The organism is Anaeromicropila populeti (genome assembly GCF_900112775.1).
In the GTDB taxonomy this organism is placed as follows: Bacteria; Bacillota; Clostridia; order Lachnospirales; family Lachnospiraceae; genus Anaeromicropila_A; species Anaeromicropila_A populeti.
The window spans coordinates 1-12,529 of sequence record NZ_FOYZ01000011.1 but is presented as its reverse complement, the minus strand read 5'-3'; the positions used below and the strand labels follow the sequence as shown (position 1 = coordinate 12,529).

Here is a 12,529-nt window from a genome sequence, read left to right as displayed (position 1 = left end):
CCTTTCCTTAACGTGACACCATGATTTCGTAGTTTCTTTTTATTTCGTCAATAATACTATCAAAATCTTTATCATCTACATCTAATACCAGATGTGCACTCACTTCGTAAATTGGATCCCTATATTCCATCAGGCTTTTTACCTTTTCTTCAACGTTATCTCCTTGTAAAAGTGGTCTTGTTATATCCCCCTCCAGCCGCTTTAATACGGTTTCCCCTTTTACTCGTAAATAAACTACAAACCCCATTTCCTTTAAAATCTTTGCATTACATTCTCGCAAGGGCAGTCCTCCGCCTGTGGAAATCACAGCATGTTCTGTGGATTCAGCCATCTTCTCAATGGTCTTTGTCTCTAATTCTCGAAAATAAGCTTCTCCCTTTTGTGCAAAAATATCACGTATGGTAGTTCCACTATCTTTTTCAATTGTCTGATCGGTATCTATAAACGTATACGCAAAAGCTTTATGAAGCAATTCTCCAACAGAACTCTTCCCACAGCCCATAAATCCTATTAAAATAATATTTTTTTTCACCTCAAACCTCCTAATTTCTCTGATAAAAATGTAATACAATTTTTTCTAGATATCGTTTTAGGACAATCTGAATTTCCTCCTGGGGATCGATAGGTTTGACCAGAATATTATATAGCCCTGCTCGCTTTGCTCCATAAACATCAGTAAACAACTGATCCCCTACAAAAACTGTATTTCCTGTATTGGTATTCATAATCTGCATAGCTTTCAGATAATTACCCCTGCGTGGCTTCTTACCATTATAAATATAATTAACATTAATATTTTGATTGAATCTCTCTACCCGCTCACGCTTGTTATTTGACAGTAAACAGATGGAATAACCCATGTCCTTTAATTCTTCCATAAAGGCAACCGCTTTTTTATCAGCATCCTGTCCATGCTTTACCAGCGTATTATCAATATCAAAAATAACGCCTCGATATCCCTTGTCATACATTTTTCTAAAATCAATTCCGTATGCAGAATCAACCCATTCATTTGGAAAAAATTTATTTAACATAAAACCTCCAGAGCATTTCACCTGCTCTTTCACAAATTTTTCTAGACAATTTATTATATCAATTTTTTATGTGAAATACAATTATTAATAATTTTCATTTAAAATCACTGGTCAGCATGCTATAATAAAAAAATATAGCAGAGAGGATGTGTTCATGTGAGAATTGAAACTGATAAAATTGGAACGCTGGAACTTCCAGAGCATACCTTATACGGAATTCACACTGCCCGTGCCAGACAAAACTTCTGTTTAGGCAGTGATTTGGTGAATCCCGCTTTACTAAAAGCTATGATTTTAGTAAAAAAAGCCGCTGCCCTTGCTCATCTTGAACTGAAGGAACTGGATGAACAAAAAGCCAGATTTATCATACAGGCATGTGACAAGCTTTTAGAGAATAATACCTATAACAAAGAATCTTTTCCTCTGCATCCATTGCAGGGTGGTGCTGGTACTTCAACAAACATGAACGTAAATGAAGTAATTGCAAATACTGCGCTTTCTTTGGCTGGTTATCACTGCGGTGAGTATTCTTACATTCACCCGCTGGACGATGTTAACAAATCTCAGTCAACCAATGATGTTTATCCTACAGCTTTAAGAATTGCTGCTATTTATAAAGTACGCCAGTTAAGCAGACAGCTTTCCCTGTTACAAGAAGCCCTGCAAAACAGAGAGCAGGATTTTGAAGCTGTCATAAAGTTAGGAAGAACAGAATTAATGGATGCACTTCCTATTACACTTGGTCAGGAATTTGGATGTTATGCACAGGCTATTGCAAGAGACAGATGGAGAATATATAAGGTTGAGGAACGGCTTAGACAAGTTAATTTGGGTGGAACGGCTGTTGGAACTGGAAGCAATGCCTCAAAGAAATACACCTACAAGGTAGTGGAACGGCTGCGGGATCTATCAGGACTTGGCCTGGCTTATGCAGAATATCCTATGGATCTTACCCAGAATAATGACATTTTTGTTGAAGTGTCTGGTCTCCTTAAAACATGCGCTGTCAATCTGATGAAAATATCTAGTGATTTGCGGCTGATGAATTCTGGTCCAAATGGTGGACTGGGGGAAATCCGATTGGAAGAACTTCAGGCAGGCTCCACCATTATGCCTGGTAAAGTAAATCCTGTTATTCCTGAAATGGTTACTCAAGTTGCAATGGATGTTATGGCGAAAGATCAGGCTGTTTCATTCGCAGCTGCCAGCGGACAACTGGAGCTTAATGCTTTCCTTCCATTAATTGCACACAATATTCTAGGTTCTCTGGATTTACTTATTTCAGCCGTTCAGCTATTTAGGGAGCATTGTATTTTAACACTTATTCCGAATGAGGAAAACTGTAAAAAACACTTAAATAATACAAGTGTATTAATTACGGCGTTAGTACCCTTCATCGGATACGATGCTGCTGCCTTGGCAGTAAAGGAATGTCATGGAAATTCCGATGAAATTAAACAATATATACTTGAAAATGAGCTTTTGCCAAAAGAAACCTTAGATACTATTTTTTCTATATCAAAAGCATCAACCTATATTGGATAAATAAGCTATTCTGAATATAAGCTGATGTTATGACATGAACATATGCCAGGGTATATATTTATACCCTGGCATCACTATATTTCATTGATAGAAATTTACTCCTCCAGCAAGAAATGAATTCCCGGAAACGGTTCTAAACTTCTTTTTAAAATTCCCTGCATATAAGCAATCAGCACTCCATAATTTACGATAGGAATTTCCTGATCAACAGCCTGCTTTAGTCGAAACTGCATCTCCCTTCGATTTAAAGTACATCCTCCACAATGAACAATCATAGCGTACTTACTTAAATCTTCTGGAAAATCCATTCCACTGCTTGTTTCAAAACTAAGCTTCTTTCCAGTATTTTGTAATAACCATCTTGGAATTTTAACCGTTCCAATATCATCACACTGCCTGTGATGGGTACAGCCTTCCGCCATTAATACAATATCTCCATCCTTCAATCTCTCAACAGCCATCGCACCCTTTACCTGCTCTTCCAAATCACCCTTGTGCCTTGCAAATAAAATAGAAAAGGAAGTCAGCAGAATATCCCTTGGTGTATCAGCAGATACTTTAGCAAATACCTGGGAGTCCGTAATAACAAGTTTTGGCTTTCGCCCTAAGCTTTCCAATGTTTCCCTCAATTCATATTCCTTTGTCACAACTGCAATGGCATCCGATTCCAGAATGTCCCGAATCGTCTGCTGCTGGGGTAATATCAGCCTTCCCTTAGGTGCCGCTTTATCAATTGGTACTACTAATACAACTAAATCAGAGGGCTGAAGCAAATCTCCCACAATTTGAAATTTTTCTTCTTCTTCCGGAACTAATCTGCCAAGAAGTTCTTTCAGCTCTCTGATATTTTTATTGGCTGACGCACTTACTGCCATGCAGTTTGCCCCATTCAGCTCACTTTTTACCACTTGTATTACTTCCTGTTCCTTTGATTCCCAGTTCTCCACTGTATCAGTTTTATTTAATACAACTAAATAAGGAATTTTTTTAGCTTCAATAATAGAAATTATTTTTCGTTCAAACTGAAAATCTAACTTTTCTTGTACCGCTGCGATTTCTTTCACATCAATTACAATTACCGCAATATCTGTTTTATTTAAAACCATCATAGCTTTTTTTACACGTAGTTCACCAAGGTCTCCTTCATCATCCAGCCCAGGCGTATCAATCATCATAACTGGTCCCAGCGGCAGTAATTCCATAGCTTTATAAACCGGATCTGTCGTCGTTCCAAGTACATCTGAAACGATTGCCAGCTCCTGTCCAGTTACACTATTTATTAAACTGGATTTCCCAGCGTTTCTTTTACCAAAAATAGCAATATGAATCCGTTCTCCTTTTGGAGTGTCATTAAGCCCCATATCTGCACCTCTTTCTATTTCACTTATTGCCTGTGTTCAAACTGTTTTACGGATATATGATACCACACTGCAATAGAAAAAGGCAAAAAATTTATTATAGCTGCTCTTCCTTTCTGGATTCCTCAATTACTTTTTCCTGTACATCAGAAGGAGCTGGTTCATATCGGGAAAAGGTATATTCATATTCTCCCATTCCTCCTGTCATAGAACGCAATGCTGTAGAGTATCCAAATGTTTCAGAAAGTGGAATATCTGCAACAATTTCCTGCTTTCCATTATATAAAGGATTCATTCCTAATACGCGGCCTCTTCTTTTATTCAAATCCCCCATAATGTCACCAGTAAACTTATCTGGTACGATTATTTTCAGCAATGCAACCGGTTCCAGCAGAATCGGACCTGCCTCCATAATCCCCTGCTTGAATGCCTGAATAGCTGCCATTTTAAATGCCATTTCAGAAGAATCAACCGGGTGATACGAGCCATCTACCAAAACAGCTCTAATTCCTACTACTGGATAACCTGCCAATGGTCCCTTTAAAACACTTTCCCCAATTCCCTTTTCTACTGCTGGAAAATAATTTTTAGGAACTGCACCTCCAAATACTTTTTCTTCAAATTCATAAGCCTTCTCTAAATCACCAAGGGGCTCAAATTCAATATGGACATCTCCATACTGTCCGTGACCACCTGACTGCTTCTTATATTTTCCCTGCACCTTTACCTTTTTGCGAATGGTCTCACGATACGGAACTTTTGGTACAATAGTCTCAAGCTCTACCTTATACCTGTTTAAAAGCTTGCTGATTACAATCTCCAAGTGCTGTTCTCCGATTCCATAAAGTAAGGTCTGCCTGTTTTCTGCATCGTTTACTGTTCTAACTGTCAAATCCTCATCCATGATTTTAGAAAGTGCCTGTGAAATTTTATCATCATCTCCTTTTTTCTTAGCCAGATAACGCAAGTATGTAAATGGAGTTGAAATCTTAGGCCGGTCATAGATGACAGGGCATTCCTTTGTAGCAAGCGTATCACCAGTTACTGAATCTGACAACTTGGCAATGGCTCCAATATCACCTGCGTAAAGCTCTTTTACCTCTATCTGTTCCTTGCCTCGCAGGACATATAGTCTCGCGATTTTCTCTTCCGTTCCACTGGCGGTATTATATATCATATCGTCTGCTTTTAAAATACCAGAACAAATTTTTACTAATGAAAACTTTCCAATAAACGGATCCGCAATTGTTTTAAATATTTTTGCTGTCATTGGTTTATTGGCATCATATAAAGCTGCAAAGGTCTCTTTGGTCTTATTATTAATACCAGTTATAATTCCTTTATTGGGCGCCGGAAAATACTTTTCTACTGCCTGTAACAGCATAACTGCTCCCTGGGTATGTACACCTGAACCCATCAGAACAGGCACAATAGAACCATCTATCACACTGGCTCTTAATGCCATAGACATTTCCTGTTGGGTAAACTCTTCTCCTGCAAAATATTTCTCCATTAGCTCTTCGCTGGATTCTGCAACTGCTTCCAGCAGAAGTTCACGGTATTTAGCTAGGTATTCTTTTGAGTAGTCTGGTATTTCACACTCAATATAATTACTTTTTTCTGTAAAACGCCGACCTGCCTGCTTAACAACATTAACAAAACCGACAAATTTCCCATTTTCTCTAATAGGCAGATGAAAAGGAGCAATTCTTTTTCCATATAAATCAGTTAGATTTTCAATTACCTCACGATAACTTGCATTATCATCATCCATATCCGTTACAAAAAACAGCTTTGGCAGTTTCAGCTTTTCACAAAGTTCCCACGCCTTCATTGTCCCAACCTCAACTCCTGCTTTGGCGGAAATCACAATAACAGCCGCATCTGCCGCGCTTAATGCTTCTTCTACTTCTCCAATAAAATCAAAATAACCAGGCGTATCTAAAAAATTGATTTTTATGGCTTCCCAAATGATTGGTACTACCGAGGTGCTTATAGAAAATAACCTTTTTATCTCTTCTTTATCAAAATCACTTATGGTATTTCCTTCCTCAACTTTTCCCTGACGACTGATTATACCCGTTACATATGCCATAGATTCTACTAACGTTGTTTTTCCGCAGCTTCCATGTCCTAGAATTGCAACATTCCTGATTTTCTCATACTTAAAAGTTTCCATTGCATACCTCCTTTATTTCAAAAACTATGTATATATTTTACTAAAAAAACTCCTATTTTACAACTATTTTATGCATATTAACAAAGTTTTTATGTTTGTTATTTTGCTTTAACGCGTAACACTTTAAAGCTTTAAACTTTTACGCGTTAAAGTATTGACATATTTATTTTTTAGTGTTACACTTTAAACCAATAAAGTACCCTTGTTTTAAATTTATTAATAAAAGTAAATACTTATTTTATTATTTTATTGGATTGGAGATTATATTATGATAATAGTAATGAAACCAAATGCAAAGCAGTCTTCCATTGATGCCGTTCTTAACATAATTCATTCTAGTGGACTTGATTCACATATTTCTACAGGAAAAGAAATTACCATTATTGGTGTGATTGGAGATAAAGCAAAATTGAAGGACGCTAATTTAGAAATTGCAGATGATGTTGAAAAAATTGTTACAGTAACGGAAAGTTATAAATTAAGTAATCGGAAGTTCCGCCCTGATAATAGTGTAATTAAAGTTGGAAATACTATGATAGGTGGAAAAGAACTTATTATTATGTCTGGTCCTTGCGCAGTTGAAGATGAAAATCAGGTAATGGAAACAGCACTTGCGATTAAAAAAGCTGGCGCACAAATTTTGAGAGGCGGCGCTTACAAGCCAAGAACAAGTCCTTACTCTTTTCAGGGTCTGGAAGAAGATGGTCTTAAGCTTATGAAAGCTGCTGGCGATGCTACTGGGCTTGCAACTGTATGTGAAGTAACAAGCTTATCTGCAATTGAAAATGCAGTAAAATATGTAGACATGCTCCAAATCGGTGCAAGAAACATGCAGAATTTCTATCTGCTCAAGGAAGCTGGTAAATCAGGACTGCCTATTTTATTGAAACGTGGTTTATCTGCTACTATTGATGAGTGGTTAAATGCCGCTGAATATATCATGGCGGAAGGTAATCCAAATGTTGTTTTATGTGAACGTGGTATTCGTACATTTGAAACTGCCACAAGAAATACTCTGGACTTAAGTGCTGTTCCTGTTATTAAGGAAAAGAGCCATCTTCCTATTATTGTTGACCCAAGTCATGCAACTGGAGTTCGTTCTTATGTAAAGCCACTTACTAAGGCTGCTATTGCTGCAGGTGCTGACGGATTAATGATTGAAACACATCCAAATCCAGCCCGGGCATTATCAGATGGTCCACAATCACTTACTTTCCCTGAGTTTGAACAGTTATGTGAAGAAATCAGACCTCTGGTTCAGGTAATGAATAAAACATTTTAATAGCAATAAAAACAGGAGGGTATATACAATGGAGGATATTAGTGTTGGCTTTATCGGTTTGGGTTTAATAGGAGGTTCCATTGCAAAATCTATAAAGAAGCAGTTTTCATCATACACTTTGGTTGGCTATGATCATCATATAGATAAACCAAATAGAAATCTATTGCTTGCACTAGAAGAAGGTACACTAAATCGGATAACAACCAATTTGGAAACCGATTTTTCCAAATGCGATCTTATCTTTTTATGTGGTCCGGTTTTATCTAATATTAAGTATTTGGAAAAATTGAAACCACATATTAAGCCAAACTGTATTCTTACAGATGTGGGCAGTGTAAAAGGAAATATTCACGAAGCTGTTAAAATATTGCATCTAGAGGAACATTTTATAGGTGGCCATCCAATGGCCGGTTCTGAAAAAACAGGCTATGATAATGCTTCTGATAAGCTGTTGGAAAATGCTTTTTATGTATTGACTCCCACTGAAAAAACATTTCCGCAAACGACTAAATTCATGGAAGCCCTTGTGAAAAAAATTGGTGCCCTCCCTATCCTCCTTGACTATAATACACATGATGATGTGACAGCCGCTATCAGCCACGTTCCACATATTATAGCGGCCAGCCTTGTAAATATGGTTAGGGAACAGGATAATTCGCAGGAACATATGCGTCTTCTGGCAGCAGGCGGATTTAAGGATATTACGCGAATTGCTTCCTCTTCACCAGTTATGTGGCAGAATATCTGTTTAACCAATCGAAACAGCATTATAAAATTTCTCCGTGCAATAAAAGCCGATATTGACAGTATGGAAAACGCTATTATAGCAGAGGATGAGGATTTTTTAATGCATTCCTTTGAAGCAGCGAAGGAGTACCGTGATTCTATTTCTCAAAACCCAAAGGGTGCTATGGAAAAAATATATGAAGTATATGTTGACTTATTAGACGAAACTGGAGCAATTGCCACCATAGCAACTATTTTAGCAAGCAACTCCATTAATATAAAAAACATTGGAATTCTTCATAATCGTGAATTTGAAGAAGGAGTTCTTAGAATTGAACTTTATGATCAATCCGCTGAAAAGAAAAGCGTTGAATTGTTGCGCCATTATCATTATACTATATATGAACGTTAAGTTTTTACATAGTAGAAACAAGTAGAAAGGATAGATACCAATGAAATTTCATAAAGCAAACAGACTAGCTGGTGAACTTAGTATTCCAGGAGATAAATCCATTTCACATAGAGGAATTATGTTAGGTGCCTTAGCAGATGGCACTACTGAAATAACAAATTTTTTGCAGGGTGCTGACTGCCTTTCCACTATTGATTGCTTTCGTAAAATGGGTGTAACCATAAAAAATGACGGGACTTCTGTATTAGTAAAAGGAAACGGGATTCGAGGGTTAAAGAAGTCAGACGGCATTTTAGATGTAGGAAATAGTGGTACCACAACAAGACTAATGTCAGGGATTTTGGCCGCACAGAATTTTGAAACTATTTTGAATGGTGATGAATCGATTCAGCGAAGACCTATGAGACGTATTATTACTCCCCTTTCCCAAATGGGAGCCAATATTACCAGCGTACTTGGTAATGACTGTGCTCCTCTTAGAATTATAGGCGGACCACTTAAAGGAATTCATTATAGCTCACCTGTTGCTTCTGCCCAGGTGAAGTCTTCTATTCTTTTTGCTGGTTTATACGCAGATGGCAAGACCTCCGTTACAGAACCCTATGTATCCAGAAATCACACTGAACTTATGTTAGAGTATTTTGGTGCTTCTGTGTCCAGTGATAATACTACTGCCTCTGTTTTTCCTTGCAGCAGGCTGGATGGGCAGAAAGTTATCGTACCAGGTGATATTTCCTCTGCAACTTATTTTATATGTGCTGCCTTAATAGTTCCCAACTCACAGCTAGTCATCAAAAATGTTGGTATTAATCCTACAAGAGATGGTATCTTACAAGTCTGCCAACAGATGGGGGCTAATATCAAACTGGAGAATGTCAGCACCACGAAGGGCGAACCTTCTGCTGATTTAGTAGTTACTTCTGGCACACTTCATGGAACTATAATTGGTGGAAGTCTAATTCCTACTTTGATTGACGAACTTCCTATGATTGCTGTTCTTGCTGCATATGCAGACGGCGAAACCATTATCAAAGATGCCGAAGAGCTTAAGGTAAAAGAGTCCAATCGTATTGATGTTATGGTTGAAAATTTAAAGAAAATGGGGGCTGATGCAGAGGCAACTGACGATGGTATGATTATCCGCGGTGGAAAAGCTTTACACGGTGCTGTAATTGATAGCAAACTGGATCATCGTATCGCTATGACATTTGCTGTTGCTGGCTTAATTGCTGATGGTACAACCGAAATTCTTGGAAGTGAATGTGTTGCTATTTCCTACCCAGATTTTTATGAGTCCTTGAACAAAATCATTGAATAAAGTTGTTACGGAGTTAGAAAAATCATTAAGATTTTTCTGGCTCTAATTATTTTTTTCAGTTATATTTCACTGTTTTAAGTTTTTCCCAATATGCCCAATGTAGCAATTTTTATTATTTTCATCTGGTAAAAAGAAAATTCTTCCTGCAATTCACTTAATCGTTTGAAAATCTGCTTAACCGTTATGCAATGATTTTCTACTTTTAGTTGTTCAATCACACAATTACAAAAAATGAGATTAGAAAAATATTCTTCTGCATTGGCAATAATATCTTCTAATGTACTATACATTCCATTAATAGCGCATTTATCCCCGTCTAAACATACTTTCTTATTACTAATTAGCAATAGGAATGGGGGTAAATTGAAATACACCCTACAGCTATCCCCCTTTGACCTATGGGGATACCAAATCCCCCCCTAAAAGATATTGCTTCTTCACTTAAATCTTTTTCATGGGAACCATCTTCATTGTTTTGCTCCATAGCTCATTCATTCATAACTTGCTCAGAGATATTAGCTGAGAAAAGTTGTCCTTATAATTACCAAAGGTCGTAAGGTACATCAGATATCTTCTCAAATTTGCGGAAATTAAATCCTGCAAAATCTAACCACTCATCGCCAAAAAACACTACTTCTGCATTATCTCCATCTAATGTTATTTTACCTTTTAACTCATCATCAAATATTTCATTTGTACTAAATTCTAGTTTATTGTCTTTCACGACTCCTTTGCATTGGTCCAATGTCGTTACTCTATGAAGACCAATTTTTATCAAATATACACCATCCTTATCCTTCTCTATTTTAAGGCAAGGCTCATCAATACTTGGATCGTTATATACTCCCACATAAGGATCAGCACTTTCTTTAACCTCCTCATCTGGTGCTGTGCTAACTTCTATTTCATCTTTGTTGTTTGAATCATCCAACTCTTTTTCTGGCTCTACCGTAACTAAATTATTATCTTCAGTTGCGTAAGGAGTGTTCAATATGGCTTCTTCGCTTGCAACATTTTCTTCACTTGCAACATCTTCTTTGATTCCACATGATGACAGTAGCAATACGCCTACAATCAGGAGCATGTAAATTAATTTCACTTTTTTCACTTTTTTCACCTACTTCTTCATTATATCATATATTTTTGTAGCATTTTCTCCTCTTTCTTCTGATTGATTGTCCATATCATCTGGTTTTTCGTACTTCTTACAAACTATTTTTCCTGCACTGCTTGCAGTTTTACTTCCTTTTTCCATGCTTGATACACCCTTGTGTTGTAACTTCCATCTATTTCTCCTACCATAAAGTCCACTTCAATTCTAATACAATCCTCCTTCGATGGATGATTGTTTTGCGTTTTTTTGTAGTAATCTGCATAAGAATCAAGTAATTATGTAGTTCTTGAACCAGTAAATTGGCACGTTCCTAACCCGAACATCCCCTTATATTCACTATTCCCTTGTTTGTTGTAATACGTTGTTACCTCTACCTTCTTCTGAAGTTCAATTGTCTCTTTAATCCCGACTTCTCCTATATTTTTACTAGAAAAGTTTTTTCTATAATTAAAATTATCATCCATATACTTCAAATAATTCGGTTCAGGATTATTATTGTAATATGAACTTTCAAATTTTCCTGCTGTCCCCTCATTCATGACATTGCCAAGCACGCCTGCCACAAATTCAGGCTCATATCCCTTGTTTAAAAGTTTCTCGCCTGCAACTAACATTGCCGCCTTTTTATCCTCTGACAATTTCAAAGACGTATCTTTATCTATGTTATCCAGCATCTTATTAATAACAGGAGTCTTTCCATTGAATTTTGACTCTAAGGATTTCTTATATTTTTCATAGACACTAGGCGGCATCCCTGGGACATAATCTTTCGTTGTATTTTTTGCTAATGCAGTTGCACTGCTGACGACCGTTGACTTTAATGCTTATTTCATATAGATTATGGGGGCATCCGTTATGTACTTAGTTGCACTTATTACACCAATTTTACTACTATGTACCGTTGAATTCAAAACCAAAACAGGCTCATGTAAACCTATCTGAACATACTGTCTTTTTACTAAATAGCAAAGCAAAGGGGGTAAATTGAAATACCCCCTAAAAGATATTGCTTCTTCTTTTAAATCTTTTTCATAGAAACCATCTCATTCATAACTTGCTCAGAGATATTAGCTGAGAAAAGTTGTCCTTATAATTACCAAAGGTCGTAAGGTACATCAGATATCTTCTCAAATTTGCGGAAATTAAATCCTGCAAAATCTAACCACTCATCGCCAAAAAAACTTACCTCCGCAATATCTCCGTTTAATACTATTTCTCCTTCTAACTCATCATCAAAACATTCATTTGTACTAAATTCCAGTTTATTGTCTTTCACGACTCCTTTGCATTGATCCAATGTCGTTAGTCTATAAAGACCAATTTGTATCAAATATACACCATCCTTATCCTTCTCTATTTTAAGGAAAGGCTCATCAATTCCTGGAACGTTATATACTCCCACATAAGGATCAGCACTTTCTTCCATCTCCTCATCTGGTGCTGTGCTAACTTCTATTTCATCTTTATTGTTTGAATCATCCAACTCTTTTTCTGGCTCTACAGTAACTAAATTGTTATCTTCAGTTGGATATGGAGTGTTTAATATCTTTTCTTCGCTTGC

Annotated in this window: 12 protein-coding genes and 1 pseudogene; 4 read left to right on the top strand and 9 right to left on the bottom strand. The window is 36.9% G+C overall.

All coding sequences use genetic code 11. The annotated features are described in order from the left end of the window. Window positions 1-7: 7 nt before the first annotated feature. Entirely contained in the window at window positions 8-532 is a 525-nt protein-coding gene (locus tag BM305_RS13670) for a shikimate kinase (protein ID WP_242940548.1), read from the bottom strand. 10 nt (window positions 533-542) lie between these two features. Continuing rightward, window positions 543-1,034: a YqeG family HAD IIIA-type phosphatase gene (locus BM305_RS13665; protein WP_092561755.1), complete on the bottom strand. Its 492-nt coding sequence runs from the start codon at window positions 1,032-1,034 to the stop codon at window positions 543-545. A gap of 156 nt (window positions 1,035-1,190) precedes the next feature. Between BM305_RS13665 and BM305_RS13660 the strand changes: the two genes are divergently transcribed. Next, window positions 1,191-2,579, top strand: coding sequence for an aspartate ammonia-lyase (locus BM305_RS13660; protein ID WP_092561752.1), 1,389 nt, complete (start codon window positions 1,191-1,193; stop codon window positions 2,577-2,579). A gap of 95 nt (window positions 2,580-2,674) precedes the next feature. Here the strand turns inward: BM305_RS13660 and hydF are convergent, their stop codons facing one another. Beyond that, window positions 2,675-3,940: a [FeFe] hydrogenase H-cluster maturation GTPase HydF gene (gene hydF, locus BM305_RS13655; RefSeq protein WP_092561749.1), complete on the bottom strand. Its 1,266-nt coding sequence runs from the start codon at window positions 3,938-3,940 to the stop codon at window positions 2,675-2,677. Window positions 3,941-4,034: 94 nt separating this feature from the next. Beyond that, on the bottom strand, window positions 4,035-6,116 hold the full coding sequence (fusA, locus tag BM305_RS13650; protein WP_092561746.1) for an elongation factor G: 2,082 nt from the start codon (window positions 6,114-6,116) through the stop codon (window positions 4,035-4,037). A 268-nt stretch (window positions 6,117-6,384) separates the two neighbouring features. On the opposite strand from fusA, the gene aroF reads away from it, so the two are divergent. Genes aroF through aroA form a run of 3 tightly spaced genes read left to right on the top strand, consistent with a single transcriptional unit; the run spans window position 6,385 to window position 9,854 of the window. Then, a complete protein-coding gene (gene aroF / locus BM305_RS13645; protein ID WP_092561743.1) occupies window positions 6,385-7,398 on the top strand; it encodes a 3-deoxy-7-phosphoheptulonate synthase in 1,014 nt (337 codons plus the stop codon). A 28-nt stretch (window positions 7,399-7,426) separates the two neighbouring features. Beyond that, the gene (locus BM305_RS13640) at window positions 7,427-8,536 is read left to right on the top strand and encodes a prephenate dehydrogenase (protein WP_092561741.1); all 1,110 of its coding nucleotides are present in this window, start codon (window positions 7,427-7,429) and stop codon (window positions 8,534-8,536) included. Window positions 8,537-8,576: 40 nt separating this feature from the next. Then, on the top strand, window positions 8,577-9,854 hold the full coding sequence (gene aroA / locus BM305_RS13635) for a 3-phosphoshikimate 1-carboxyvinyltransferase (protein WP_092561739.1): 1,278 nt from the start codon (window positions 8,577-8,579) through the stop codon (window positions 9,852-9,854). A 74-nt stretch (window positions 9,855-9,928) separates the two neighbouring features. On the opposite strand, the gene BM305_RS13630 is transcribed toward aroA, so the two are convergent. The 5 genes and pseudogenes from BM305_RS13630 to BM305_RS19200 form a co-directional block, all read right to left on the bottom strand. Further along, window positions 9,929-10,201 carry a hypothetical protein gene (locus BM305_RS13630; protein WP_207649495.1) on the bottom strand — a complete coding sequence of 91 codons (273 nt, stop codon included), beginning with the start codon at window positions 10,199-10,201 and terminating at the stop codon, window positions 9,929-9,931. A gap of 194 nt (window positions 10,202-10,395) precedes the next feature. Beyond that, window positions 10,396-10,962: a hypothetical protein gene (locus BM305_RS13625; protein ID WP_143099183.1), complete on the bottom strand. Its 567-nt coding sequence runs from the start codon at window positions 10,960-10,962 to the stop codon at window positions 10,396-10,398. A gap of 9 nt (window positions 10,963-10,971) precedes the next feature. After that, window positions 10,972-11,121 (bottom strand): annotated as a pseudogene (locus tag BM305_RS19670) (phage tail tip lysozyme); the annotation flags it as partial. A 122-nt stretch (window positions 11,122-11,243) separates the two neighbouring features. Next, the gene (locus BM305_RS19665; protein WP_092561733.1) at window positions 11,244-11,720 is read right to left on the bottom strand and encodes a phage tail tip lysozyme; all 477 of its coding nucleotides are present in this window, start codon (window positions 11,718-11,720) and stop codon (window positions 11,244-11,246) included. A gap of 341 nt (window positions 11,721-12,061) precedes the next feature. Beyond that, window positions 12,062-12,529, bottom strand: a 468-nt coding sequence (locus BM305_RS19200) for a hypothetical protein (protein ID WP_092561731.1), incomplete at its 5' end; no start/stop codon positions are given.

Coding starts and splice junctions, on each gene's coding strand:
- hydF (WP_092561749.1), bottom strand. CDS start 3,940: ATGGGGCTTAATGACACTCCAAAAGGAGAACGGATTCATATTGCTATT.
- BM305_RS13665 (WP_092561755.1), bottom strand. CDS start 1,034: ATGTTAAATAAATTTTTTCCAAATGAATGGGTTGATTCTGCATACGGA.
- fusA (WP_092561746.1), bottom strand. CDS start 6,116: ATGGAAACTTTTAAGTATGAGAAAATCAGGAATGTTGCAATTCTAGGA.
- BM305_RS19665 (WP_092561733.1), bottom strand. CDS start 11,720: ATGCCGCCTAGTGTCTATGAAAAATATAAGAAATCCTTAGAGTCAAAA.
- aroF (WP_092561743.1), top strand. CDS start 6,385: ATGATAATAGTAATGAAACCAAATGCAAAGCAGTCTTCCATTGATGCC.
- BM305_RS13640 (WP_092561741.1), top strand. CDS start 7,427: ATGGAGGATATTAGTGTTGGCTTTATCGGTTTGGGTTTAATAGGAGGT.
- aroA (WP_092561739.1), top strand. CDS start 8,577: ATGAAATTTCATAAAGCAAACAGACTAGCTGGTGAACTTAGTATTCCA.